The sequence below is a fragment of the Novosphingobium sp. HNCC26BN242 genome (assembly GCF_057180525.1).
This window is the reverse complement of sequence record NZ_JBXUGM010000005.1, coordinates 60,921-87,248: the sequence shown is the minus strand read 5'-3', so window position 1 is coordinate 87,248 and position 26,328 is coordinate 60,921. Positions and strand designations below refer to the sequence as shown.

The 26,328-nt window shown below is 60.9% G+C and carries 22 protein-coding genes; 8 read left to right on the top strand and 14 right to left on the bottom strand.

Annotated elements, in window-relative coordinates:
- Positions 1–192: 192 nt before the first annotated feature.
- Positions 193–1,722: an APC family permease gene (locus tag AC2A1F_RS17545; protein WP_484210070.1), complete on the top strand. Its 1,530-nt coding sequence runs from the start codon at positions 193–195 to the stop codon at positions 1,720–1,722.
- Between the two features lie 39 nt (positions 1,723–1,761).
- Here the strand turns inward: AC2A1F_RS17545 and AC2A1F_RS17540 are convergent, their stop codons facing one another.
- Positions 1,762–2,505 (bottom strand): gamma-glutamyl-gamma-aminobutyrate hydrolase family protein, encoded by a 744-nt coding sequence (locus AC2A1F_RS17540; protein WP_484210069.1) that lies wholly within the window; start codon positions 2,503–2,505, stop codon positions 1,762–1,764.
- 247 nt (positions 2,506–2,752) lie between these two features.
- On the opposite strand from AC2A1F_RS17540, the gene AC2A1F_RS17535 reads away from it, so the two are divergent.
- Positions 2,753–4,072 carry a glutamine synthetase family protein gene (locus tag AC2A1F_RS17535; protein ID WP_484210068.1) on the top strand — a complete coding sequence of 440 codons (1,320 nt, stop codon included), beginning with the start codon at positions 2,753–2,755 and terminating at the stop codon, positions 4,070–4,072.
- 2 nt (positions 4,073–4,074) lie between these two features.
- Here the strand turns inward: AC2A1F_RS17535 and AC2A1F_RS17530 are convergent, their stop codons facing one another.
- The 3 genes from AC2A1F_RS17530 to gabT all read right to left on the bottom strand — a co-directional run bounded on the left by AC2A1F_RS17530 (position 4,075) and on the right by gabT (position 7,676).
- Positions 4,075–4,773, bottom strand: coding sequence for a GntR family transcriptional regulator (locus AC2A1F_RS17530; RefSeq protein WP_484210067.1), 699 nt, complete (start codon positions 4,771–4,773; stop codon positions 4,075–4,077).
- Between the two features lie 138 nt (positions 4,774–4,911).
- Positions 4,912–6,393 carry an NAD-dependent succinate-semialdehyde dehydrogenase gene (locus AC2A1F_RS17525; RefSeq protein WP_484210140.1) on the bottom strand — a complete coding sequence of 494 codons (1,482 nt, stop codon included), beginning with the start codon at positions 6,391–6,393 and terminating at the stop codon, positions 4,912–4,914.
- Positions 6,393–7,676: a 4-aminobutyrate--2-oxoglutarate transaminase gene (gabT, locus tag AC2A1F_RS17520; RefSeq protein ID WP_484210066.1), complete on the bottom strand. Its 1,284-nt coding sequence runs from the start codon at positions 7,674–7,676 to the stop codon at positions 6,393–6,395. Before gabT ends, AC2A1F_RS17525 begins: the two co-directional genes overlap by 1 nt.
- Before the next feature lie 102 nt (positions 7,677–7,778).
- Here gabT and AC2A1F_RS17515 point away from each other — a divergent pair, with 102 nt between their 5' ends.
- Positions 7,779–8,702, top strand: a complete 924-nt coding sequence (locus tag AC2A1F_RS17515; RefSeq protein WP_484210065.1) for a LysR substrate-binding domain-containing protein — start codon at positions 7,779–7,781, stop codon at positions 8,700–8,702.
- Between the two features lie 31 nt (positions 8,703–8,733).
- Here the strand turns inward: AC2A1F_RS17515 and AC2A1F_RS17510 are convergent, their stop codons facing one another.
- The gene (locus tag AC2A1F_RS17510; protein ID WP_484210064.1) at positions 8,734–11,046 is read right to left on the bottom strand and encodes a TonB-dependent receptor; all 2,313 of its coding nucleotides are present in this window, start codon (positions 11,044–11,046) and stop codon (positions 8,734–8,736) included.
- Between the two features lie 169 nt (positions 11,047–11,215).
- On the opposite strand from AC2A1F_RS17510, the gene AC2A1F_RS17505 reads away from it, so the two are divergent.
- On the top strand, positions 11,216–12,064 hold the full coding sequence (locus AC2A1F_RS17505) for a GntR family transcriptional regulator (protein ID WP_484210063.1): 849 nt from the start codon (positions 11,216–11,218) through the stop codon (positions 12,062–12,064).
- Here the strand turns inward: AC2A1F_RS17505 and AC2A1F_RS17500 are convergent.
- Positions 12,045–12,614 carry a DUF3237 domain-containing protein gene (locus AC2A1F_RS17500; RefSeq protein WP_484210062.1) on the bottom strand — a complete coding sequence of 190 codons (570 nt, stop codon included), beginning with the start codon at positions 12,612–12,614 and terminating at the stop codon, positions 12,045–12,047. The genes AC2A1F_RS17505 and AC2A1F_RS17500 overlap by 20 nt on opposite strands.
- Positions 12,615–13,105: 491 nt before the next feature.
- Here AC2A1F_RS17500 and AC2A1F_RS17495 point away from each other — a divergent pair, with 491 nt between their 5' ends.
- On the top strand, positions 13,106–14,674 hold the full coding sequence (locus AC2A1F_RS17495; RefSeq protein WP_484210061.1) for a DUF1593 domain-containing protein: 1,569 nt from the start codon (positions 13,106–13,108) through the stop codon (positions 14,672–14,674).
- 247 nt (positions 14,675–14,921) lie between these two features.
- Here AC2A1F_RS17495 and cydX read toward each other — a convergent pair whose 3' ends face one another.
- Genes cydX through AC2A1F_RS17480 form a run of 3 tightly spaced genes read right to left on the bottom strand, consistent with a single transcriptional unit; the run spans position 14,922 to position 17,792 of the window.
- Positions 14,922–15,032 carry a cytochrome bd-I oxidase subunit CydX gene (cydX, locus tag AC2A1F_RS17490; protein ID WP_484210060.1) on the bottom strand — a complete coding sequence of 37 codons (111 nt, stop codon included), beginning with the start codon at positions 15,030–15,032 and terminating at the stop codon, positions 14,922–14,924.
- A 12-nt stretch (positions 15,033–15,044) separates the two neighbouring features.
- On the bottom strand, positions 15,045–16,193 hold the full coding sequence (gene cydB, locus AC2A1F_RS17485) for a cytochrome d ubiquinol oxidase subunit II (protein ID WP_484210059.1): 1,149 nt from the start codon (positions 16,191–16,193) through the stop codon (positions 15,045–15,047).
- Positions 16,194–16,205: 12 nt separating this feature from the next.
- Positions 16,206–17,792 carry a cytochrome ubiquinol oxidase subunit I gene (locus AC2A1F_RS17480; protein ID WP_484210058.1) on the bottom strand — a complete coding sequence of 529 codons (1,587 nt, stop codon included), beginning with the start codon at positions 17,790–17,792 and terminating at the stop codon, positions 16,206–16,208.
- Between the two features lie 241 nt (positions 17,793–18,033).
- On the opposite strand from AC2A1F_RS17480, the gene AC2A1F_RS17475 reads away from it, so the two are divergent.
- On the top strand, positions 18,034–19,632 hold the full coding sequence (locus AC2A1F_RS17475; protein ID WP_484210057.1) for an ABC transporter ATP-binding protein/permease: 1,599 nt from the start codon (positions 18,034–18,036) through the stop codon (positions 19,630–19,632).
- Entirely contained in the window at positions 19,629–21,239 is a 1,611-nt protein-coding gene (locus AC2A1F_RS17470; RefSeq protein WP_484210056.1) for an ATP-binding cassette domain-containing protein, read from the top strand. Before AC2A1F_RS17475 ends, AC2A1F_RS17470 begins: the two co-directional genes overlap by 4 nt.
- Here the strand turns inward: AC2A1F_RS17470 and AC2A1F_RS17465 are convergent.
- From AC2A1F_RS17465 to AC2A1F_RS17445, 5 genes are all read right to left on the bottom strand, one after another.
- On the bottom strand, positions 21,209–21,994 hold the full coding sequence (locus AC2A1F_RS17465) for a sulfite exporter TauE/SafE family protein (RefSeq protein ID WP_484210055.1): 786 nt from the start codon (positions 21,992–21,994) through the stop codon (positions 21,209–21,211). The genes AC2A1F_RS17470 and AC2A1F_RS17465 overlap by 31 nt on opposite strands.
- A gap of 61 nt (positions 21,995–22,055) precedes the next feature.
- A complete protein-coding gene (locus AC2A1F_RS17460; RefSeq protein WP_484210054.1) occupies positions 22,056–22,979 on the bottom strand; it encodes an MBL fold metallo-hydrolase in 924 nt (307 codons plus the stop codon).
- Entirely contained in the window at positions 22,979–24,241 is a 1,263-nt protein-coding gene (locus AC2A1F_RS17455; RefSeq protein ID WP_484210053.1) for a TolC family protein, read from the bottom strand. The genes AC2A1F_RS17460 and AC2A1F_RS17455 overlap by 1 nt, the downstream gene beginning before the upstream one ends.
- Before the next feature lie 12 nt (positions 24,242–24,253).
- Entirely contained in the window at positions 24,254–24,457 is a 204-nt protein-coding gene (locus AC2A1F_RS17450) for a YgaP family membrane protein (protein WP_484210052.1), read from the bottom strand.
- Positions 24,458–24,468: 11 nt separating this feature from the next.
- The gene (locus tag AC2A1F_RS17445) at positions 24,469–25,749 is read right to left on the bottom strand and encodes an NAD(P)/FAD-dependent oxidoreductase (RefSeq protein WP_484210051.1); all 1,281 of its coding nucleotides are present in this window, start codon (positions 25,747–25,749) and stop codon (positions 24,469–24,471) included.
- A gap of 220 nt (positions 25,750–25,969) precedes the next feature.
- Here AC2A1F_RS17445 and AC2A1F_RS17440 point away from each other — a divergent pair, with 220 nt between their 5' ends.
- Positions 25,970–26,311 (top strand): rhodanese-like domain-containing protein, encoded by a 342-nt coding sequence (locus tag AC2A1F_RS17440; RefSeq protein WP_484210050.1) that lies wholly within the window; start codon positions 25,970–25,972, stop codon positions 26,309–26,311.
- The last annotated feature ends 17 nt before the right edge of the window (positions 26,312–26,328 follow it).

Below are 26,328 nucleotides of genomic sequence, written 5' to 3'. Positions count from 1 at the left end.
CTTTCGCTATCTGTGATCTCATATTTCAGGCAATACAAATTGTCCATATTTAAGCAAAGACTGGAACAAAGGTGGAGGTAGGTTCTTGCGTGAGATCGCAGATTGCGCAATGTGTAACCGCACAAGCGCAGCGGCGGACTGCCAGATGAAGGCGAGTTTGCGGACCGTATGGGCCGCATTGGGGGAACACGAATGGCACAAGTCGCTCCGGCCATAGACGCGCCAGCTGTTGCAAAAGCGGGCAAAGGCCTTGCCGGAAACAGTGTGGGCTTGGCCGGAGCTATTGTAATCGGCGTATCATGCGTTGCCCCAGCCTACACCCTGACAGCCGCGCTCGGCCCGATCGTGTCGGTGGTAGGCGTGCAGACTCCTGCAATCTTGCTGATCGGCTTTCTGCCGATGCTGCTTGTGGCGTTGGGCTATCGCGAACTGAACCGTGCCGTGCCAGACAACGGCACATCCTTTGCCTGGGCAACTCTCGCGTTTGGCCCCTATGTGGGCTGGCTGGCTGGCTGGGGACTGGTGGCATCGACAGTGCTGGTCTTGTCGAACAGTGCAGGGATTGCGGTCGACTTTTTCTATCTGATGATCGCGCAGGCCTTTGCGGCACCATGGGTCGCGTCCCTTTCGGCAGACAAGTACATCAATGTTGCAACTTGCCTTGCCTTTATGGGCGGCGCGGCATTCATTTCCTACCGGGGCATGCAGACCACCAAGATCGTGCAATATCTGCTGGTAGGCTTGCAGGTGATTGTCATGGCCGGTTTTGGCATCACGGCTCTGACCAAGGCGCAGGCCGGTCTTGCCTTTGATTTCACGCCGATCCAGATGGACTGGTTCAACCCGCTCGCCGTTACTTCAGCCGGTGCGATTGCGGCGGGCCTTTCGCTGTCGATCTTTATCTTCTGGGGATGGGACGTCACCCTGACGATGAACGAGGAGACCGAAGACGCCGCGCGCAATCCGGGCCTTGCCGCCGCATTGACCGTGGGCGTGACGATGCTGCTCTATGTCTTGGCCTCTGTCGCTGCGATCACATTTGCAGGGACCGGTACTGCAGGGATCGGCATGGGCAACGCCGATGTGCAGCGGAACGTGTTCCTTGCCCTTGCGCCGGCTGTTTTCGGACCGGCCAGCATCGCCATGGCAGTCGCGGTCCTGTGCAGTTCGGCGGCATCCCTGCAATCCACCATGGTAAGCCCGTCGCGCACGCTTCTGGCCATGAGCCATTATGGCGCCATGCCAAAGCAATTCGCGCAGATTAGCCCGCGCTATCACACGCCGCACATCGGCATCTTCGCCTCCTCGATCGTGTCTTCGGTGTTCTATGCGGTCATGCGCTTTATATCAGAGCACGTGTTGTGGGATACGATCACGGCTCTGGGCATCATGATCTGCTTCTATTATTCCGTCACCGCGCTCAGCGTTGTATGGTATTTCCGCACAAGCTGGTTCAACTCCTTTGGCGCGTTCCTGAACCGATTGCTGTTGCCGCTGGTCGGAGGCATCGTGTTGGGCGCACTCTTCTTCCGCACCCTGTCAGACAGCCTTGATCCCGATTTCGGCAGCGGTTCGCATGTGGGCGGTATTGGTCTGGTGTTCGTGATCGGTATGGCGATCTTTGGCATTGGGCTTTTGGCCATGCTGGCCATGCTGGTGCAGAACCCTTCGTTCTTCAGGCATGGGGCAGCGCTCATACGCGCAGGGCAAGAGCGGCCTTGAGCGAACGCATTGGCAGTGGCGCTGCGCTGCTTCCTTCCATCAGCGGGGGGCAGGGGGATCAATCTTTGGCAACGCTTCACCCCGCAAGGCAGCAGCAAGGGCATGGAAGAACCATCGGGACTGCGGATTGGCGGCAAAATCCCATTCCGGGTGCCATTGCGCGGCAAAAACGCAGGCGCTGGCCGAAACCCTGCTGAATGCTTCCACAAGACCATCGCTGGCCACCGCTTCGATCTGCAATCCAGCGCCTAAGCGTTCAATGCCCTGAAAGTGCACCGAATTAACGGTCATCTGGCGGCCTGCCCCGCACTGCGCCAGAATTCCGCCATCAATCACATCCACCGGATGGCGCTCTGCGAACATCTCTTCAAGTGTTGCCGTGGCAGGTGCGTGGTGCTGCACTGGTCCATCCGGCAAATCGCACAACGTTCCGCCGAACAGCACGTTAAGCTCTTGGAATCCCCGACATATGCCAAAGACCGGCTTTCCCGCATCAACCATTTGCGCAGCAAGGCGCAAGCTGGTGGCATCGCGCGCCGGATCGAACGGCCCGGCGCCATCCAGCTTTCCATACCGCGCGGGCATCATGTTTGATGTGCTGCCTGTCAACAACAGGCCGTCCAACCTTCGCCACAGCCCGGCACTGGCAGAATCATCTTCCATGGCCGGAACAAGCACAATGTCAGCATCGCAAATCGCCGCTGCTGCCTGAACGTAGCGATCGATCACGCGGTGTATCTGCTCGCCCTCCAATTCGCGCTGGCAGCAGCCAATACCAAGCAAAGGACGGTGTGCGCCCTGCCTTTGATCCAAACGTAGTGTGTCGCGCAAAACGGGTTACCAAAATGTGTGATCACTGAATGGGCTGGTCTCTACCATAGCGATCAATCTGCGCAAGCGACGGGATGCGAAGCCTAGCACGATAGCATAAAATTTTGGCGATTTACTGGGGGTATTGCCCGGTTTTCCAAAGGTGTCTGGACAGGGCAAACCAGATTCAATATGTGATCACACTATGCAGAAAACGGACATGACCTTCACTGATTGGCTTGCGCTGAACCCGCAAATCACGCGCATCGAGGCATTCCTTGCCGACATCAACGGTGCGCCCAAAGGCAAATGGCTCGAACGTGACAAGGCGCAGGTGGTTGAGGGCAAGGGTTTGCCAATGCCATTGTCGGTATTCGCCCAAGATGCCTGGGGTTGCGACGTTCCGGCTGCAGGTCTGGCCTTTGGCACGGGGGATCCTGATGGGCTGTGCCATGCCGTGCCCCACAGATTTGCGCCCGCCCCCTGGCTTGGTGCAGGATGCGCGCAGTTGCTGATCGCCATGCAGGCCGATGGTGCGCCCGCTGATGCCGATCCGCGCGGGGCGCTGCAGCATGTGCTTGCACGCTTTTCCGCGCGTGGGTTGGTGCCGGTGGTAGCCACGGAACTGGAGTTTTATCTCTACCAGTTGGAAAACGGCTTGCCTGTGCCCCCTGATGGCAACCCCCGACGGAACGACACGCTTTCAACCGCGCCACTCGCCCGGCACGGCGCGTTGTTCGACGCGATTTTTGCAGCGGCGGCTGCCCTTGGCATTCCCGCCGATGGTTTGATCAGCGAAGCGGGGCCGGGCCAGTTCGAAATCAATCTGCTGCACCGGCCCGATGCACTTGCCGCAGCCGACGATGCTGTGCTCTTGCGGCGCGTCATTCGTGATCTGGCTCGCAGCCATGGCTTAGGCGCAACCTTCATGGCCAAGCCATATGCCGATGCATCGGGCAGCGGCATGCACATCCATGCAAGCTTGCTCGATTCTGCCGGATCGAATGTGTTGGCAAAAGGCGATGGCCAGCCCAGCGATGTTCTTCATCATGCGGTCGCTGGCCTGCTGCGAGCGATGCCGGAGACGATGCTGGCATTCGCGCCGAACGCCAATTCATTCCGCCGAATCCGGCCCGATGCCCATGCGCCAATATCCGCCGGATGGGGCATTGATGATCGCTCAGCAGCCGTGCGCGTGATTGTGGCTGATGCGAAATCGACCCGTATCGAACACCGTATCGCGGGCGCAGACACCAATCCCTATATCGCGCTTGCAGCGATGCTGGGCGCAATGATCGCAGGAATTGAAGCAGCTCAGATGCCGCCGCCAGCGCAAGATCCCAAGCAGCCCGGTTCTGGCGAGCGCCTGCCAATTGAATGGGGCGCGGCGATTGACCGGATGGCAGGATCGCCATTGGCCGCCACCATTCTGGGTGAGCGATTCCGCGATATCTTTGTCGCCTGCAAGCGACAGGATCGTGATGAATTTCTCAACCGCATCAGCAGCTTTGAATACGATACCTATCTGTCTTTGCTGTGATCCTAGAGTTTCAACCGGTCCCAATCAGCCATCAGGCTTGAACAATCGCCAATATCCGCCCGGATCGCAGCTTCGACCGCAGCCGGGTCTGACGCGGCAATGGCGTTCGTGGCGGCCTGATGCTGGTCGATCATGCTGGCCGTGCCATACCGGCCATAAACGACGCGCATGAACGGACCGAACTGCATCCACAGGCTTTCGATCATCCGGTTGGCCATCGGCATTTGCGCCGCTGAATAAATCAGCGAATGGAAACGGAAGTTGGACTCCATGTATCCCGTCACATCGCCATCGCGCAGCGCGTTGTCTGTTGCGGCATCGGCCTGACGGATCTGGCGCAGGCGTTCAGCCGTGATGTGCGGAAGTGCAGCCACTGCCAACATCGGTTCAAGCAGAAGCCGCAAGGTCATGATTTCGGCAAAGCGTTCAGCCGTCATCTTTGGCACCGTCACCGCGCGCTTTGACCGGATTTGCAGCGCACCTTCGTTGGCAATGCGTGACAGTGCATCACGCACCGGCATCTGGCTGACATCAAGCTCCTGGGCCAGGCCACGCGTGGAAATGCCGACACCGGGCGCGATCTTGCCTGTGATGAGCCGGAAGCGCAGGTCTTCATACACCTGTTCGCGCAAGGACGGGACGAATTCGGCTGCGTCCCCCTCCGCTTCTTCCGGCCCGCCCGACAGCGTCTCTACTGGCATCATTGCGGCCCTTGAACGGTTCCCAAACTTGTCACCGCAGTGATCCTAGATGAGGACTTCGAACAAAGGAAGGCTTGGTAAAGCTGAGTGACCAGCCAAAGCATCTGCGATGCCAGAGTGCAGTGCTAAAATGCAGTGCTAAAGTCCTAGGCAAGTGAGCTTGATATCAAGGTAATCGTCCATCCCAAACGACGATCCCTCGCGGCCTAGCCCGGATTCCTTGACCCCTCCAAACGGCGCAGCTTCGGTCGAGATCAGGCCAGTGTTCAGACCGACCATGCCATACTCCAGCGCTTCGGGAATGCGCCAACTGCGCGCCAGATCGCGCGTGTAAACATAGGCAGCCAGTCCCGCGTCAGTGTCGTTCGCAATGGCGATGGCTTCTTCCTCTGTGTCAAAGCGGACGAGCCCAGCCACCGGCGCAAAGGTTTCTTCGCGGCATAGCAAAGCATCGCGCGCCACATCGGCAATGACCGTCGGCGCGAAGAAGTTCCCGGCAGCCAGCAGCCCTTCGGCCAGCCGTGTACCGCCTGTCAGCAGGTTGCCACCGCGAGAGACCGCATCATCGACATGCGCTTGCGCCTTGGCCAGCGCCCGCGCATCAATCAGCGGGCCCTGGTCAGTGGGGCCAGACAGGCCGGGACCAACCCGAAATGCCCGCACCCGCTCTGCCAGCCGTGCGGCGAATTCATCATGCACGCCGGACTGCACCAGTATCCTGTTGGCGCAAACGCATGTTTGCCCGGCATTTCGGAATTTCGAGGCCAGCGCCCCTTCGATTGCCGCATCGATATCGGCATCATCGAACACGATGAACGGCGCATTGCCGCCAAGTTCCAACGACACCCGCTTTACCGTATCTGCGCAGCGTGCAGCCAGCAGTTTGCCCACGGCCGTGCTGCCGGTGAAGGTAAATTTGCGCACGCGTTTGTCACTGGTAAGCACGTTGCCAATGGCGGGGGCATCGCCCATCACCACATTGAACACGCCCGGCGGCACGCCAGCGTCCTCGCTAAGGCGGGCGAGCGCCAGAGCGGAAAGCGGCGTCAGTTCAGATGGTTTGACAACGATCGTGCAACCCGCCGCCAGCGCTGGTCCGGCCTTGCGCGTGATCATCGCAAGCGGGAAATTCCACGGCGTGATTGCGGCCACGACGCCTACCGGGCTTTTCCGCACAAGCAGGCGACGATCTGCGGCATGGGGCGAAAGCAGCGCGCCCGCAACGCGGCGCGCCTCTTCGGCAAACCAATCAAGAAAGCTGGCAGCATAAGCGACTTCGCCCGCCGCTTCGGCCAGCGGCTTGCCTTGTTCTGCAGTCATCAACCGGGCGAGCGCTTCACGATGCTGAAGCATGAGAGCGGCCCAGCGCCGCAGAATGTCGCCACGCTCCTTGCCGGTTCTTGCCGCCCAGGCAGGTTGTGCTCGTGCCGCTGCGGTCACGGCCAGTTCTGCGTGGTCAGCACCAAGCAAGGGCACCGTGCCCACAAGTGAACCATCAGCAGGGTTCAGCACATCAAATGTCTGGCTTCCACGAACCCATGCGCCATTGATGTAGGCCGCATCGCACAACAGTTCTGCACCGGTTGCTGCGGCATCAGGACGATTCTTCAGATCATCCATCATGCCACCTCCATGACGGACACAAGCGCGTCGGTCATAATCGCAAGGCCCTCATTGATGATATCGTCGCTTGCGGTCAGAGGCACGAGAATGCGGATGGTCTGGCCCCGCGTGCCGCAGGTCAACAGTACCAATCCGCGATCCAGCGCTGCTGAGGCAACCCGCTTTGCCGTAGTGCCATCTGCCACGCCTGCAGGGTCTGGGACATCGAATGCAATCATTGCTCCGGGGCCACGCAGGCCGGTTATGCTGACGGTATCATTGCGCGCAGCCGCAGCCTCAACCGCGGCCCTGATCCGGGCCCCGATCTTGTTGGCCCGGTCATTCAGTTGTTCGTCCTCGATCACATCAAGCACGGCCAGTGCCGCAGCTACGGCAACCGGCGATCCGGCATATGTCCCGCCAAGGCCGCCAGGCCCGATTGCGTCCATCACTTCGGCCCGGCCAATAACCCCTGCCAGCGGGAATCCGCCCGCAAGCGATTTGGCAACCGTGATAAGATCGGGTTTGACTGGCTGATGTTCGATGCCGAACATCCGGCCCGTGCGCGCAAAACCGGATTGGACCTCATCGGCGATGATCATCATGCCCCACTGTTCGCGAAGGCGATCAAGCGCCTGATAGAGTTCCGGGTAAGGCATGTGAAAGCCGCCTTCACCCTGCACAGGCTCGATGATGAATGCGGCAATGCGTTCCGGCTCGATGTCGGCGGCAAAGAGAAAGTCGAGCGCACGCAGCGCTTCGTCAAGGGTTACCCCATTCGTCGGCGAAGGCAGCGGCACATGGTAGATTTCGGCTGGAAACGGCCCCAGTCCGCGCTTGTAGGGGTTCACCTTGCCGGTCATCGCCGATGACAGCAGCGTCCGTCCATGAAAGCCGCCGGCAAAGGCAATGATACCCGGCCTGCCCGTGGCGGCACGCGCGATCTTTACGGCGTTCTCAGTCGCTTCGGCCCCGGTGGTAAAGAAGATTGTCTTGGCATCACCTTCAACCGGTGCAATCGCATTCAGGCGCTCGGCCAGCTCGATATAAGGTTCATAGGCCATGACCTGAAATGCCGTATGGGTGTAGGCGCGAAGCTGCTGCTCCACCGCAGCGATGACGCGTGGATGGCGGTGGCCTACGTTAAGCACGGCGATGCCGCCTGCAAAATCGACGTAACGCTTGCCTTCAACGTCCCAAATCTCGGCATTTTCAGCACGCGCTGCGAAAACCGGCGTTGCTGTGGCCACGCCGCGTGGCACGGCATTGGCCCGACGGTGGAGAAGAGTCTGGTTGTTCATGGCGCGATTCTTTCGGCTGGAAATATAACGGCACCTTATTGCCCAGCCGATGCTAGTGGGAGGCGCCTTGCACAGCGGCGGTGGTAACACTAGGTTACCACTATGACATTGCCGACATTGCCCCCCTTTGCCGCATTGCGTGCGTTCGACATGGTCGGGCGCAGCGGCGGCATCCGCAAGGCAGCGACACAATTGGGGCTAAGCCATGCTATTGTCAGCCGCCATCTGGCGACGCTTGAACAGCATCTTGGCGTCACTTTGTTCAACCGGCGCACCGGCGAATTGAGCGAGCATGGCCGCCGCTACCATGCGCGCGTTGCTGCGGCCATTGCCGAACTTGAAGCGGCTACCGAAGCGTTCCGAGGAACGCGTGAACGGGCACTGACGATCTGGTGCTCGGCTGGCTTCTCGCTCCACTGGCTGGCCCAACGATTGCCAGACTTTCAGCGCCGCGCAACAGCATCAGCAGTGGTGATTGATCTGCGCTCAACCGACGCCGAACCGTCATTTGACAGCGGCGAAGCAGATGGCGACATCCGCTATCTTTCGGATGGTGCCGCCAATAACCTGCCCGCCTCAGTCAGAACCGAACTGCTGGTCAGGCCCGACGTTTTTCCTGTCGCCTCGCCCGCATTGCTTGGCCAGCAAGCAGATGCCTTGCGGCGTCGCGCCGACATTTTCGAACTTCCCCTGATACACGAGGGCGGGGGCGAGGAATGGGTGCAATGGTTGGCGGTTCAGGGCATTGCAACAAGGGCGACACAGCCGCCCGCAGCGCGGTTCGGGCAGGCCCATCTAGCACTTATGGCAGCCCGTTCGGGGCAAGGCGTGGCCCTTGCCAATACCTACCTTGTTGCCGACGATCTTGCGCGCGGCACACTCGTCCGGGTCCTGCCAACCGATGACACGTGGCAATCTGCACCGATCGGCGCGTATTATTTCCGGTGCGCACGGGCGCGGTGGTCAGACCCGCTGCTGGCGCGCTTCCGGCGGTGGTTGCGCGATGCGGTGCAAGCCTCGGCATAAAACCGCAGCCGCACCGCACGTTGCAATCAGATCACCATTTGTAGCCCGCCGAAACGCCCACGGCGCGCGGCTCACCATATGTGCGATAGAAGCTGCCGACCCCATCGTTGCCCGCATCAGTGATATAGGCCTTGTTGAACAAGTTCTTGCTCCAAACCGAAAGGCTGATGCGGGAATCGGTTTCGAGCATGATCCGCCCATTGGCCACGCCATATCCGGGAATACCGCGCAATGCCTGATCGACCGGCGTCTGGCCGATCCGGTTGGCAGTGCGGAAGTTGTAATCCGCACCAGCAGTCATCGACATTCCGCTGCTCACCGGCGCGGTATAGCTGACAGCAAAGTTGCCGCTCCAGGAAGGCGCAAACTCCAGTCGTTGCCCCTTGAACGGTATCGGCTGATTGTCGAACGAGAAGAACACGTTGTTGCTCTGGGTGATCCGGGTCTTCAGATACCCGAGCGACCCCGAGAGGCGCAGCCCGGTCACCGGGCGCAGCACCACATCAAGTTCCGCACCAAAATTGTAACCGCTGCCGATGTTGGTCAGACGGAAGGCGAACTGTCCCGGCGTTAGCGTGCTGGGCAGTGTGGTGAAGGCCTGGATGTCATCGTGATCGTAGTAGAAGATCGAACCGTTGATCTGCAGTTTGCGATCAAGCCACTCTGTCTTGAAGCCACCTTCGAAGTTGAGGACAAACTCCTCCTGGTAGGGCAATGTATCTTCCGGCGTCTGCGGGAAACCGCCCGGTACGCCACCTGATTTGTACCCGCGCGAAATCGTGGCGTAGAGCAACGCATCGTTGTTCGGGCGGTATGACAAGGTTGCCGATCCGGTCCAGTGATCGCCAAGGCGATAATCGCGGTCGATATCGCCAACGGCGATCAGATCGATCCCCCCCGGTGCGGGGAAACTGGTGATCTTGCGAAAGCCGGTGCGGCCATCCCGATAGGTCGTCCGTTCATCGGAATAGCGCACAGAACCACTGAAGGTAAGATCCGGGGTCAGATCATAGTCGAACTGGCCATAGACACCCCAATAGCGGGTCTTCTGATTATACGTTACGTCAAGGAACAGGTCCTGGAAGCCGACCCCGAAAATGGGGTTGAACGTATCGAAGAGCAGCGGATTGTCGGTCCAGTTGAATTCCTTGAACTCATTGAAGCGATAGTTCGAATAGATCGCGCCCACCTGCCATCGGAATGCGCCCGACGATGGTGATGCAAGGCGCACTTCCTGCGTGAAGTTGCGCAGCTTCGCCTGTTCAACCCAGCCACCCAGATTAAGCTGGCTGGCATCGTAATCGAAAGCAAACCCGAAATCGAACTCGGTATACCCGGTGATCGAGGTAAGCGTAAGGCCGCCAAGATCGGCAGACAGGTTCAGTGCCGTCGAGAACTCCTCGTTATCGAGCCGGTTGCCCGGCTGCGACAGAACCACGCGGCCATCATCGCTTTGTGCGCCTGCTCCGGCCAGCGCCGGATTGATCGCTTGCGCCAAGGTCTGGCAATTGGCCTGATCCAGCCTGCCTGAAAGGATCGCGTTGCAGAAACCCGGACCTGTCGCCGAATAGGCACCCGATGCGGTTGCCAGCACCGTGTCGCTCTTGTCGCGGGCGTAATAGACCTTGAGCTTCGCCGTGACCGCGCCGATTTCAGACTTCAGGATGCCGCGAGCTGCGATCCGGTCGGGTTCGCCCCACTTGCGTCCACCTGCAAGGCTCTGCTGCCAGCCGCCGCCAAAGCTGCCATCGTTGAGGAAGGACAGTCGAAGCGCCGTGTTCTCGCCAAGCGAAAGGGACTGGGCCGCCTCGATCCGATACCTGTTCCACGAACCGTAATCCAGCGTCACATAGCCATCATTGTCACCCGGCTTGGCCTCGTGCGAGATAATCTGCACTGCGCCGCCTACCGCATTGCGGCCATAAAGGCCCGATTGCGGCCCCTTCAGCACTTCCACGCGCTGCAGGTCGAATACGCCACCTGCGCCCATGACAAGCGATGGCTGATAGATTTCGTCGATGTAGATCGATGTCGAAGGGCTGTTGTTGACGTTGAAATCAAACAGGGCAACGCCGCGGATCGTCCAGTTCGGCTGGCTGCCACCCTTGTCCTGATAAATCTGCGTGTTCGAAACCAGCGTGCCGATTTCATCGATCGTGCGGGTCTGCCTCTCGCGCAAGGTATCGCCTGATACGGCCGTGATGGCAATCGGCACGTCCTGCAAGTTCTGCTCGCGCTTTTGCGCGGTCACTACAATCTCATCGCTCTCACCCTGCGCCTGAGCGAGCGCGGGCGTTGCAACAAGAGCAAGGATCGAAGCCGACCCGATCAGCATGGCACGCATTGTTATCTACTCCCCATGGTATTCATTTTCATTCGATCAGGCGATCAACCTCCTCGCCTGCCGGTATGCTTGATGCGTCACGAGTTGAAGCCGCGCGCAGGTCAGGACCGCATGACCTTCCCGGCGGGAGGCTGACCTCTGACATAGTAACTGTGATCACACCAATAATGTGATCACATATGTCTACACACCTTTGTTGTCAACTTGGTCAGCGGTCGATACTTCGGACTGGGCGTTAGTTCAGTTCCGTCCCGCATGGAGAACCCAGGTCTTGAAAGAAGCCGATCCGACTTCAGGGGCGCTGGATGATGTAACCGTCCAGCAGCGCATTCATGGCCAGCTCCGAAATGACATCATGCTGGGGCGCATTGCACCCGGAGAGCCGCTGACCATCAGGGGGTTGGCAGAAAAGCTTGGTGTAAGCGCCATGCCCGTACGAGAAGCGCTACGCCGCCTGGCTGCCGAACAGGCGATCGAACTCCTTGGCAACCGGCGCGTCCGCATTCCGATCATGTCAGTAAACCGGTTCGAGGATCTGCTGGCAGCACGGATTGCCCTGGAATCAGAGGCTGCGGCGCGCGCGCTTCCCCACATTACCGCAGAACTGATTGCGGAAATGGAGCGGCATGATGCTGCCCTCGATGCCGCAATGGCCCGGAACGATTACGATCATTGGCTGTCGGCCAACTTTGCCTTCCACCGCACGCTATACTCCGCCCGTCCCGACTCGGTCTTCCTGCCACTTATCGAATCGCTGTGGTTGCAGGTCGGGCCGTTTCTGCGCATGGCGGTGGAAAGCGTGGGCCCGTCCTATACGGTTGACCGACACGTCGAGGCGTTGAAAGCTCTGCGCGAACGCAATGTCATGGCCTTGCGCATTGCAATCGAAGCCGACCTGCGAGACGGCATCACCCATCTTGGTCAACGTCTGATGCGCTTGCATGAGGCCGTAACGCCACCAACCAAGCAACAAGGCGGTCGGCCCAGAAGCCGCAAAATCAGTCCACCACCAGCTTGAAGATCGATAGCTTCACCGCCGGTGCATCGGCAGTGCCTGCAGGATTGATCGTGCCGGTAAAGACATAGCGGTTCAGCCATGAATAAGGCCCGTCAGGTGCCTCAAACTGGGGTGTTGTCACTGCATAATCTGCTGGCCAGTCGCCCGTCTTGCTATGCCACAGGCCATGATTGCGGATATGGATTTGCACGCCATCATGCGTCTGCATGAAGTATTCCGCAGCAATTTCCCAATAGCCATCAGACCGGACAAGTTGCCAATCATACCCGCCTGCCACGATCTCACCTCGCAGCGTCGGCCCGGCAAAGCTTCCGCCTATAATCGGAACGCGCAATCGCTCCCCTCGGATCGTGCGGCCGTGCGGAATTTCTTTTTGCAGCAGCGCCACCGCATCATATACCCATTCGGCCCGAGGTGCTTTGGTTGGTGCCCCGCTCCCAACCGCGCTCTCAACCGTGCTGGCAAAGCCGCGCGTAGCCCCCAGCAAACCGGTCGCGCCTGCCAGCGTAGTGGCGGCCAGAACATTGCGACGTGTTGGACCTGAAGCCACGCTTGCCCCTCCCAGAAGACGATTATGCGGTTCAGGCTGCCATCCGACAAAATGATTTGCAACAATTTTGTGATCACAATTTTCAGCTGAGTTGCTGAAGCTGATCGTCAGGCGATGGTCGATTATCCACTCTGGAAAAAATCATGTGTACTGAGGCAGTCCCATCGACACGATACTTGCGCCGCCACAACTTTCCGCCGGCAGGTCGCACCAACAGGAACAGGCCGACAGAATAGCAGCGGATTCATAGCAGCGGATTCAACTAGCGCGTTTGCTGGCCGGCTTTCGAAATTCCCAAGCCAAAACGATCATTTCAAATAGAATGCCTGTTTTATTTATGACAAACTGTGCATCATGGGCTTAAGCCGGCATGCGCTTGCCTGCCAGATTTCGAAGGGCCGAGAATGAGGAAATCAGCCGCCAAAGCGGGCACTTTAAGCGCTTTTTTTGCAAGGCTCAGCGCCACCAGTGCTTTGGCACAAGGTGGCCTCATGGCAATGTCAGCCCTCGTATCAGGTCCTGCGCCGGCCCAGCCGCAGACGAATCCGCCAGCTGCGCCGATCCACTATCTGCAAACCCCGCAGCACGCCAAGCCGCGCATTGTCGTCACCACCGATCCTGAACTCGATGATGCCAATTCGATGATCCGCTATCTGCTTTATGCGAGCGATTTCAACACTGTTGGCCTAATCTATGCCAGCAGCGCGGTCCACTGGAGCGGCGACATGAAAGGCACGCGCTTTGCGCTGCCGAACCGCGAATACTCTCGCCCTGGCGTCAAACCTTGCCCCTGTACTTCCTATCGCTGGCCCACCGGCCAATTGCACATCGACCGGACAATCGATGCCTATTCCAAAGTCTACGCCAACCTGAAGGTCCACGATGCGGCCTATCCCACGCCAGATTATCTCCGCTCCATCGTGCGCTGGGGCAACACCGCATTTGAAGGGGATATGTCGCAGGATAGCGCCGGCTCCGATCTCATTCGCGCGCTGCTGCTGGATGATGCGCAGACCCCGGTCTATTTGCTGGCATGGGGCGGTGAAAGCACGATTGCCCGTGCTCTAAAGTCCATCGAGCAGGAGTTTGGCCAGAAGCCCGATTGGCCTGCGATAAAGGCGCGCGTCACGGCCAAAGCGGTGATTGTGCCGATGAGCCATCAGGATGACACGTACGAGACCTATATCAAGCCTGTCTGGCCGCAGATTCGTTATCAGGAACGCGCCGATGGCGTGCCCCTCGGCTATGGCGCGCAGTCCGAGGCAAGCCTTGCCGATGCTGCCTATTTCTCTGCCGCATGGACTGGTGCCAATGTGCTGGGGCGTGGCCCGCTTGGGGCGCTTTACCGCGTCTGGGGGGATGGCCTGCAGATGGTGCCGGGCGACCTTTACGACTATTTTGGCGAGCGCGGCAAATCTGCCAAGTCGCTGGCGGACGAAGGCTTTGTCGTCTGGACGCCGCCGCAAGAGGAGGGCTCCTTCATCTCCGAAGGCGATACGCCCACGTTTCTTGACTTCATCGCCAACGGCCTTGAAGGCTTCCGCTCCGAAGCCCCGGGGGGATGGGGCGGCCACCAGATAACCGAGGCCGACAAAGCGCGCATGGCGAAGATTTACGCCATGTTCCTGAAAGACCCGCAGTCCCTGTCAAAGCTGCCCCGACGCGCCGACGATCCCTTCACGGGTGCCGCGCAGCGAGATTTCGCTGCTCGTCTCGCGTGGTCGGTGGCGCCCACGTATGCAGAAGTGAACCACAATCCCGCGATCACCCTGAAGACGCCAGCCATGGTAATCGCGCGGCGCGGGCAGGTAACTCCGCTTGGTGCCACAGCAACAGACCCCGATGGGGATCGGGTCACGATCCGGTGGCGGCGATGGAAACAGACTGATGCCTATCCCGGCGACACTCCGATCGCTGACGCCGAGTCCCCTGAGGCGCGATTCCACGTTCCGCGCGACGCGAAAGTGGGGCAGGTGTTCCAGATCATCGTTGAGGCCACCGACTCTGGCACTCCCAACCTTAGCCGTTATGCCAAGGTCCTAGTCACCGTCGCGCCTTGATCGCTGCGCAGGCACACACGCGTCCTCCTGAGAACGGCGTGAGTTGGAACTTTGCGGTTATTCCTGCCTGAGGTGCTAAGCGGCAGGTTCATAGCCAACACCCGACTTCCAGCGTTCGCCCGACTGATTTCATACAACGACCGCAACGAAGGCAAAACCGGTCACTCGTGCAGCCGCGTAAGCCTTCGCCGCGCTGTCTGCCAGCGGCCGACGCTTATAGGCTAATCTGATAAAGTGTGACCATCGGTCATTCTTCTGCCGTCCCCTCGTCACCCATGCGGAACTCGTTCCACATGCCGTTGATGATGCCGAATGCCACGGCAAGGCCAAGGCCCAAAATCCAGGTGAAATACCACATCTGCCAGGTTCCTCAGTAAAAGTCGGGGCTGCTTTGGATTTCGCGCATGGTCAGCCGCCCGAACAGCACTTTCATCGCCCATGCGGTATAGGTCAGCACAATCGGCAGAAAGATCAGCGTGACCAGCAGCATGATCCACAAGGTCAGGTGGCTGGACGAGGCGGTCCACACCGTCAGGCTTGATCCCGGATCGATGGAACTGGGCAGAATAAACGGGAACATCGACATTCCCACCGTCGCAATGATCCCCACGGTGGCCAGCGATGATCCGCCGAAGTTAAGCACATGGTTGTTTCGGCGGATGCCGATCAGCGCCAGCACTGGCCCCAGCAGGCCCAGAATTGGTGCAAACAGGGTCCATGGTTGCGCGGCGTAATTATCAAGCCATGCACCTGATGCGGCAGATACGGTCAAGTAGTGTGGGTTCGATGGCCCGGCGGTATCGACCGCGCCTTCCAGCCGGAAGCCAAAGCCGCCCTGCGCCACCATCACTCCGCCGATAACAAACAGCACCACCGAGGCGATGGCAGCAAAGCTGCCGATCTTGCGCGCCCGGTCCAGCACCGCACCATCTTCGATCTTCATCGCCAGCCAGCCCGCGCCATGCAGCACCAGCATGGCCACAGACAGCAGCCCGCTGAGCAGGGCAAACGGCGTGAACAGTCCCAGCAGCGTGCCTTCATAGAAGCTGCGCAGATCGCTATCCAAACGGAACGGTACGCCCAGCAGCACATTGCCCACCGCCACGCCGAACACGAGCGCCGGGATCAGGCCGGACACGAACAGCGCCATGTCCCAGCGATTGCGCCATACACGGTCGGTGTGCTTCGAACGATACTTGAACGCCACCGGCCGCAGAATCAGCGCTGCCAGCACCAGGAACATCGCGATGTAAAAGCCCGAAAAGCTTACCGCATAGACAAACGGCCATGCCGCAAAGATCGCCCCGGCCCCAAGGATCAGCCACACCTGATGGCCTTCCCAGTGCGCCGCCACCGAATTGATCACCAGCCGCCGTTCGCCATCATCCCGAGCCACAAAGGGCAGGAGCGAGGCGACGCCAAGGTCATAGCCATCGGCCAGCGCGAACCCGATCAGCAGCACGCCCATCAGCGCCCACCAGATGATCCGCAGGGTTTCATAATCGAGAGGAATGCCCATCGCCTTGGCTCCTTATTCGGCTGGCATCGGCGCAAAGCCGCCGCCGTATGCTGGTTGGTGTGCCGGCCCACCCCATGGTTCGGGCGCATGCTCCACCGGACCCTTGCGGATGGACGACAGCATCAGCCGCACTTCGATAACCGCCAGCGCTGAATAGAGCGCGGTGAACCCGGCAATTGTTGCCCAGACCTGCCCGACCGTCAGCGACGATGCGCCAAGGAATGTCGGCAGCACGCCTTCCACGGCCCAGGGCTGGCGTCCGATCTCGGCCAGCATCCAGCCGAATTCGATGGCAATCCACGGCAGCGGGATCATCACCACGGCCAGCTTCAGGAACCAGCGCTTTTCAAACTGGCAGGTGGACGAGCAGTAGAACGCCAGCGCAAAGAAGCCGATGAAAAGGAAGCCAAGCCCGGCCATCAGGCGGAACAGCCAGAACATCACCGGCACGTTGGGGATCGTATCGCGCGCGGCCTGCAGGATCTGCGCATCGTTGGCCGTGCGCGGATCGGCGATCTGGCGCTTGAGCAGCAGGGCATAGCCCAGATGCGCCTTGTTGCGCTCAAACGCTTCACGCGCAACCACATCGGTGCGGTTAACCTTAAGCTTTTCCAGCGCATCATAGGCTAGAATGCCTGCGCGAATGCGTTCATCGGCTTTCAGTACAAGATCGTTGATGCCGGCAACTTCACCGGTAAGGCTGCGCGTGGAGATCAGCCCCAGCACATAGGGGATCTTCACTTCATACGCTGTCGTTTCGGTTTCAAGGCTGGGAATGCCAAAGATCGCAAGTCCCGCAGGCCCTTCTTCTGTGTGCCACATCGCCTCAATCGCAGCGAGTTTCATCTTCTGGTTATCAGTCAGGGCATAGCCCGATTCATCACCCAGCACGACCACCGAAAGGCTGGAGGCCAACCCGAAAGCCGAGGCGACCATCATCGAGCGCTTGGCAAAGCCAACCCACTTGCCCTTCAGTAGGAACCACGCCGAAACGCCCATCACGAACACCGATGCGCAGACATAGCCAGCACTTACGGTGTGGACGAACTTGGCCTGCGCCACCGGATTGAACAGCACGGCTGCAAAATCGTTTACTTCCATGCGCATCGTATCGGGGTTGAAATTGGCGCCCACCGGGTTTTGCATCCAGCCATTGGCGATCAGGATCCACAGCGCCGAAAGATTGCTGCCCAGCGCGACGCAGAACGTGACGGCAAGGTGCCCCACGCGCGAAAGCCGGTCCCAGCCAAAGAACATCAGGCCAACCATCGTCGCTTCAAGGAAGAAGGCCATCAGCCCTTCGATGGCCAGCGGTGCGCCAAAAATGTCGCCAACATAGTGCGAATAGTAGGACCAGTTGGTCCCGAACTCGAACTCCATGGTCAGGCCTGTGGCCACGCCCAGCACAAAGTTGATGCCAAACAGCTTGCCCCAGAAACGCGTGATCTGCCGCCAGATCGGGCGGCCCGTCATCACGAAGATGCTCTCCATGATGACCAGCATGAACGACAGGCCGAGTGTCAGCGGCACGAAAAGAAAGTGGTACATCGCGGTCAGTGCAAATTGCAGTCGCGAAAGTTCGACAACGGTCATATCCATCACGAAGATCCCTCTGTTTCGTGAAGCTTCACAAATTTTTGCGCGCGAAGGGCCTCGCCTGACCAGCGCACTGCAAGATGCACGCTTTGGGCGGGGCTCGACATTATCGGTTTGTGAATATAAGACTATTTTAATATGAGAAATGTGTCAATTAGTGAATGCTGTTAAACTTCAGGGATCGGCGCGAAAAATCATGTATGCCAAGCCTGCTGTCCAAGCGCCTGATCCTCGGCCGGAAATCATGCCCCCTGCCATGCTGAAGACAGCGCGGGTTCGCGCCGCTGCCATGTGGTGGGCCACCGATACGGTCGGCGCGGCGGTATTTGCAGCGGCGCTGGCAGCATGGCTGGGTGAATATGCAGCCACGCAGAAGGTTTCGCTAATCGGTACGGCTGTTTTGCTGGCTTTGGCGATTAGCGGCCCCTTGCGCGCGCTGGCGCAGACGCGCGGTGGGGCGCAGGGGCAGGTCGCTGCCAATGCGGCAAAGCAGGCCTTGCGCGCGCGCCTGTTTATGGCCCTGCTGCCCACTGGCTTCCGCCGGGGCCGCCTTCCGGGGGAGGATCTGCGCACCGCCATCGATGATGTCGAAGTGCTTGATGGCTATGTCGGAAAGTTTGCGCCGATCCGCAGCGCGGCGGTATTCTCACCCTTGATCTGTGCCGTGCTTGCCGCATGGGCCAGCTGGGTTGCGGCGCTGATCATGCTGGCCACGTTGATCCCGTTCGCCTTCGGCATGGTCTTGGCGGGCACTGCCGCGCGGGTTGAGGCAGAGCGGCAGCACCTTGCGCTTTCGCGGATGACCGGTCTGTTCGTGGACCGCGCCCGCACACTGCCCACCATTGTCGGCTTTGGTGCAGAAGATCGCGTCATCCGCCAGATCGCCGGTGCGGCACAGGACGTGGCAACGCGCACCTTGCGCGTGCTGCGCATTGCGTTCGTCTCCAGCGCGGTGCTGGAATTCTTCGCCGCGCTCTCGGTCGCGTTGGTAGCAGTCTATTGCGGCTTTTCGCTGCTGGGCATCCTGCCCTTTCCCGCACCCGAAGCACTGGACCTGTCGCGCGCGTTCTTCGTCCTTGCGCTGGCGCCGGAATTCTACCTCGGCATGCGGCGCATGGCCGCCGCCTATCACGAAAAGCAGCAGGGCGAGGCGGCGATGGCAGCGATGGCACCCGAACTGGCACGCGCCGAAGCCATACTCGCGCCAACCGGGCTCACTGGCAGTGCCCTCAAGGGCCTTGCGCTGCAATCGTTGCTCGTGCGCTATGACGATGGCTCCACCATTGGCCCAATCACAGCGCAATGGCCGCAAACCGGGCTTCACGCCATTACTGGCCCCACCGGATCGGGCAAGTCCACGCTGCTCCATGCCATTGTCGGCATGGTTCCGGTAGCTTCGGGCAGTCTGCTCACCCAAGCGGCAGAGGTCGCTCCGGGCGCGCTTAACCCGCATATCGGGTGGAGCGGCCAACGCCCCTTGCTCTTGCCCGGCACGCTGGCTGAAAACATCACGCTTGGCAGTACAACCAATGCCGATTGGCGCGCTCTGGCGCACCGGCTGGGGCTCGGTGCTCTGCTGGGCGCACGCGGGCAGGATCTGGTGATTGATCCGGTCGGCTCGGGTCTTTCGGGCGGAGAGCGCCGCCGCATCGGCCTTGCCCGTGCCATCTTGTCGGGCCGCCCGGTCCTGCTGCTCGATGAACCGACGGCCGATCTTGATGCCGCCATCGCCCGCATGGTCGTAAGTGTCTTGCAAGACGTTGCCCGCACCCGGCTTGTCATTGTCGCCACGCACGATCCACTGCTGATCGAAGTGGCGCACAGCACGGTGGCCTGCGCATGAGCGCCGAATTGCCCGACAATCTGCCTATCGCCGAACTCGCTAGTCACAAGGCAGGCTTTGCCGCAAGCCTAGCCGGTGCGCTGGCCGCGCTGGCGGGCGTGGGCCTGCTGGCGGTTTCGGGCTGGTTCCTGACCGGAGCGGCTCTGGCCGGAGTGGGCGGCGTGGCGGCGGTGCAAGCTTTCAATTACTTGCTGCCCAGCGCCGGCATTCGCGGCCTTGCCATCACCCGCACGCTGGCGCGCTATTTCGAACGGCTGCTCAGCCACCGTGATGCATTGCACAGCCTGGCAGACTTGCGCCCGCGCATCTTCGCACGCCTTGCTGCGGCCGATATGGTGCAGATGGCGCGCCGGGGAAGTGGCACCATCGCGGCAAACCTTGGCAGCGATGTAGAAGCGCTGGAGGATCTGGCGATCCGCCGCGTCTCGGTCACTTCAGCCATAGCGGGCGCGGTGGCGGGGCTGGTGGCAGCCTTGCTGGCGGGTCCACTGACTGCGGCGCTGCTGGGTAGCGGGCTCGCCATAAGCGTCTTTGCCACCCGCACCCTTGCGCCGCGCTGGCTCGCCGGGCTGTGGCGCGATCATGGCGCAGCGGTGGAGCGCTTGAAAACGCTTTATGCCGAATATGCCGGGGCCAGTGTGGAACTGGCGCTGTATGGGCAAGCCGATCGGATCAGCGCGTTGCTGGGGGCAGAAGCCGGGCGGGTTGATCATGCCCGGCTGGCCATTGTGCGCGCCGAAGGGGCTTTGCAGGCGGTGCAATTGACCATGGCGTCATGCACCGTCGCGGCGATGCTGGCCACCAGTTCTGCGCCGGTCACGCTGCAGGCTTTGGCCGCGCTTGCCGGGGCCGCCGCCTTCGAAGCGCTGGGCGGGATCAACCATTCCCTGCTCCAGCGCGCCCGGGTGGATGCCGCCCTCGCACGGCTTTCGCAGATCGCGCAAATGCCGGGGCGCGGGATGGATCAGCATAACGTCCAGCCAGATGCCTCAATCACGCTCGGTTCGGGCGCTCAGGCCATCACGCTGCACCCCGGTGAGCGCGTGCGCATTGCCGGGCCATCGGGCAGCGGCAAGACACGGCTGGTGCAGGCGCTGTGCGGATTGCACCGCGATGCCCCCGACGTCGCGCTGATCGATGGCAGGCCTGTAGAAAGGCTTGGCATCAATCAGTTGCGCGATCTGTTTGCCCTGTCCGCGCAAGATGCGCCGCTGCTGGCGGGGACTGTTGCGGATAACTTGCGGCTGGCGCGGCCCGGCGTGACTGAGGCCGAAATGTGGGCCGCGCTTTCGGTGTCGCACCTTGCCGATACGGTGCGCGCGATGCCCACAGCGCTTGAAACATGGCTCGGCCCAGATGGCGCGCGGCTTTCAGGCGGACAACGCAAACGCCTGTCGCTCGCCCGTGCGCTGCTGGCGGGAAAGCCTTGGCTGGTGCTGGATGAACCGAGCGAAGGGCTTGATCAAAAGACGGAAAATGACGTGGCAAGGGCGCTGGACGCGTGGCTGCGCGAAACCGGCACCGGCCTCATACTGGTCAACCACCGCCCCGGCCTCGATTGGCTGACGCCGCAGGTCTATGCGGTGAATGACACCCAGTTGCGATAGAGCATGTAGGCAGCCACCACCACGATCAGCCCCGCAAACACAGTATTGAGCAAGCCCTTGGCCCCCGCCAACCGCTTGGCCGCCATCGCGCCAAGGACCGAGCCGATAATCCCGCCTGCGATGAAACTGCCCGCCAGCGCAAAGTCCAGCAGGCCCGATGCGGCATAGTTGGCGGCGGTCGTCAGGCCGAAGGCGGCCACGGCGATCAGCGAGGTGCCGATGGCGCGGTAGATCGGCATAGCGGTGGAGGCAACCAGCGCGGGGACGATCAGGAATCCGCCGCCGATGCCGAAAAAGCCCGAAAGGATGCCGGTGCCAATGCCGAACAGCACGACCTTTGGCAGGTTTTCGCGGTTGCACTGCACGCCTTCGATCCCGGTATCGCCGCGCCCGCGATACATCAGGACAGCGACGACGAGCATCAGCAAGGCAAAGAGAAACAACAGTTTTTCACCATCAAACGCCTTGCCCAGCGTCGATCCGCCCAGCGCGCCCATCACCCCTGCCAGCGCAAACGATCCGCCGCAGCGCCAGTTCACGTTCTTCTCGCGCGCATGGGGCACAAGGCTTGCCAGCGCATTGGCGGCGACGGCCAGCGCGCTGGTGCCGATGGCAAGGTGCGGGCTTTTGATGCCGACCACATAGACCATCAGCGGCACCGCCAGGATTGATCCTCCGCCGCCGACAAGGCCCAAAGTGAAGCCGATCAGAACCCCGCTGAAGCCCCCAAGCACATACTGGATTTCGCTGTACATTTGCAGGGTTCCGGTGAGGATCAGGGGCGCTTAGGTGCAGCTAGGTGCATCTAGGTGCACTTCAGAGAATGTTGATCGGAAGCTTCAGATAGCGGGTTCCGTTGTCTTCCGGTTCGGGCAGATGTCCGGCGCGGATGTTGATCTGGATCGAGGGGAGGATCAGGCGCGGCATGCCCAGCGTCTTGTCGCGTGCCTCGCGCATCGTCACGAAATCGTCCTCGGACACATCGGCGTGGACATGGACGTTGGCGGTGCGCTCAGCCCCGATGGTGGTTTCCCACACGAAGGTATCGCGGCCCGGCGCCTTGTAATCATGGCACAGGAATACGCGCGTTTCATCGGGCAGTTGCATCAGGCGGCGGATCGAGCGGAACAGCGTGCGCGCATCGCCGCCGGGGAAATCGGCGCGGGCGGTGCCATAGTCCGGCATGAACAGTGTATCGCCGACAAACACCACATCGCCAATGACATAGGCCATGCAGGCAGGTGTGTGGCCGGGCACGTGTAGCGCCACGGCGGGAATGCTCCCTAGCGCAAAAGCTTCACCGTCGCCCAACAGCCGGTCAAACTGTGACCCATCGCGCGCGAAGTTGTCGGGCTCGTTGAAAATCGCGCCGAACACGCCCTGCACGGTCAGGATATCACGCCCGATCACGATGGTGCCGCCCAGATGTTCCTGCAAATAGGGCGCGTCCGAGAGGTGATCGGCATGGGCGTGAGTTTCAAACAGCCAGTCCACGCTCAAGCCCTCGGCACGGACATAGGCGATGACGGCATCTGCCGACGCATGGCTGATGCGGCCCGATGCCTGATCGAAATCCGCAACCGAATCAATGATTGCAGCACGCCTCGTTGCCGGATCGTGGACCACGTGGGTGGCGGTGAAAGTCGGCGCGTCAAAGAAAGTGCGCACAACCGGGGCGGTGCCACTGGCGATAGTTTCCTGAACTTGCGCAATAGCTTGCTGGAGTGCGGTGTCGATCATTAGTCAATATTCCCGGTCAGCGCGTTGAGCCGCCAGGCGGCGACGGTCTGCATGGCCTCGGCCTGCAACAGCGCGGCTTCAGCCTCGATGGCCTCACGCTCTGCATCGAGCACTGCGAGCATGGGCATGGCCCCGACTTTCGCCTCCAATCGCTTGCCGCGCAAGGCTTCGGCGGCAGCTTCGCTTTGCAGGTGCGAGGCTTCGAGCATCTGGCGCGCGGTGGCAAGGCCCTGCCATGCTTCGATAACCATGCCATCAAGCGTGAGGCGGGCCTGCCGCAGCCGCGCCTGGCTGGCATCGAGATCGGCATCGGCGGCGCGGGTTTGCGCGGCCACGCGGCCTCCGGCAAACAGCGTCCACCGGCCACGCACACCGACAGCAACGGAATCGGCGCGGTATCCGGGGAAGAACTGGTCCCGCACATGCGCAGCCTCGGCAAAGGCACCGACGGTGGGCAGGCCCTCGGCGCGGGCGGCGCGGGTTCCGGCCATGGCCACATCGACGCCCGATTGCGCCTGCCGCAAGGCCGGATTGGCATCGCGGGCAAGGTCGGTCGCCTCGTCCAGCGTGGCCGGGATGGCTGGCAGGGGGGGAAGCGGAGCAAGAGTATCAGCCGGTTTGCCGGTCAGCCGTTCGAAGCTAGCCTCAGCCGCGATGCGGCGGCCCTGCGCCTGCGCGAACCCGGCCTGCGCGGCCGCTTTGCGCGCGCGGGTTTGCGCCACGTCCGAGCTGGCGATTTCGCCAACCTTGAAGCGCAGGTCGGCCTGCCGCTCGCTTTCGGTGAGCGCGGTGACAAGCTGGGCAAAGCGCGCCTCCAGCTTTCGAGCGGTGAGCACTTCGGTATAGGTGGCAACGGCGGTGACGACGGTTTGCAGCCGGGCCTGTTGCGCGCCATACCGCGCCATATCGGCCCCGCCGCGCGCCTGCGCAATGGCAGCAGCGGTACGGCCGCCCGCATAGAGCGGCATTTCCGCCGTGGCCATCAGCGCGGTTGGCGTGACATTGTCGGCAGTCAGGCCGAAATAGCCACCATTGTCGATACGGCCCACGCCATAGGAGCCTTCGGCCCGCAGCAGCGGATTGCCTTCAGCCTTGGCCCGATCAAGCCGGGCGCTCGCCGCCGCTTCACCGGCAGTGGCCTCGGCAATGACGGGGGCATTGGCCAAGGCGTCGGTGATGGCGGCGGCGAGGTCCTGCGCTGACGCCGTGGGGATGGCGCCAGCGCATGACAGAAGCAGGGCAAGGGTTGGAAAGCCACGCATTTCAGGCCCGTTTCATTTGAAGGATTGGCCGGGGCGGACGCCAATTTTCTTGAACACCATCGCCGCCGGGCAGAACCCGGTGAAGCTGGATTGAATGAGGTTCACCCCGACAAAAGCGGTAAGCCAGAGGAAGCCGGGATTGACCCAGTGCGCCAGCGCAAGACTGGCGAGCACGACCACACCGGCAAAGCGAAAGATGGCGGAATCGAGTGTCATGGCGGATGTCCTTATTTGAAGCGGAGCTTGCGGATGCCGAGGGAATGCATGGCGAGCTTTTCGTAAAACGGCTCGCTGGTGCCGCGCCGCACCTTGTGCAGGAAGTACTTCTCGAACCCGATCTTGGCGACGTGGACCCATTTGCCGCTGGATGACCAGTTGAGGTTGCGTGGCGGGATTTGCGGCTGGGCGACGAAGGCCACGCCGCCATCGCCGAAATCGGCAAGGCAGATGGCGTTCCAGGTTGCTTCCTCGTCCGGTTCCTTGCCAGCGAGTTCGAGCGCAAGGTTGTGCGCGATGGCGGTGACCATCGATTCGATCATGAACCCGGTTTTGGGCACACCGACCGGCACCGGCGTGGGGCCGATGGGAGGGATCGCCACGCAGACGCCCAGCGAATAGACGTTCTTGAACGTGGGGTTGCGCTGGTGCTTGTCGGCCAGGATAAACCCCCGCGGATTGGTGAGGCCTTCGATCCCGAACACGGCATCGACACCCCGGAAAGCCGGCAGGATCATCGAAAAGCCAAAAGGCAGATCGTGCTTTTCCTTGACCGAGCCGTCCTCAGCCACTTCTTCAAGGTGCATCATGCCGGCTTCGACGCTGGTGATGCGGGTATTGGTGATCCATTTGATGTGGCGGTTGCGCATCTCGCTTTCGAGCATGCCCTTGGTATCGCCCACCCCATCAAGGCCAAGGTGACCGACGTAGGGTTCTGGGCTGACATAAGTCATCGGCACGCGATCACGAATTTTGCGGCGGCGCAGCTCGGTATCGAGGATCATCGCAAATTCATAAGCCGGGCCATAGCACGAGGCCCCTTGCGCAGCGCCGATCACGATGGGCTTGGGATCTTCGCAGAACTTGTCAAAAGCATCAGCGGCCGCAGCGGCATGATTGGTGTGGCAGACCGACTGGGTGAAGCCATCAGGGCCAAGGCCGGGCACTTCATCATAAGCCATGCGCGGCCCCGTGGCGATGACCAGATAATCGTAAGGCATTGATGTGCCATCGTTCAGTTCCACGCGGTTTTCAGTTGGATGAACCCGCTTTGCGCCAACAGCGGTAAAGCCGATGCCCTTTTTCTTCATGATCGGCGGCAGGTGGACGCGGATCGATTCGGGATCGCGCCAGCGCACGGCGACCCACGGATTCGATGGCACGAACCAGTAGTCTTCCTGATCGCTGACGACCATGACTTGCGCCTTACCTTTCACGGCATCGCGAATTTCATAGGCGGCAATCGTGCCCCCAAGGCCAGCGCCCAGCACGATAATCTGCGGCAACGACATCGTTTTGTCTCCCGTACCCACACGGAACCGCTGACCATCCGGGCGAGCATTCCTGCGGCAATCGCATCGACCGATCAGGCCGCAGCGTTTCGGGATTATCGAAAGGCTCGCCCTGTATCTGACTTGACTTATATAAGATATTTCGGATATGAGCAAGTCATAATGTTAGAGGCTCCGAAACTACAGGTGGACGAGCGCAGTGAATGGAAAGGCCAATCAGATGGTTTTCGGATTTGGAAAGAGCGCACCTGCGCACAAGGAAGTGACCGCAACCGAGCTTCAGGCGATGTTGGCTGCGGGCAATGCATTGGTGGTGGATGTGCGCGAAGCGAACGAATTTGCCGAAGGGCACATTCCGGGCGCGGTGAACATGCCGCTTTCAGACTTTCAGGCATCGAAGCTGCCCGATGGCGGCGGCAAGACGGTGGTGCTGAACTGCCTTGGCGGCAAGCGTTCGGGCATGGCGCTGGACAAGTGCAGCACCGCGCAAGCCGCAGTTGATACGCATCTGGCCGGTGGTTTTGGCGCGTGGACTTCGGCTGGCCTACCGGTCGAGCGTTGATCTGACTTACGCAAGGG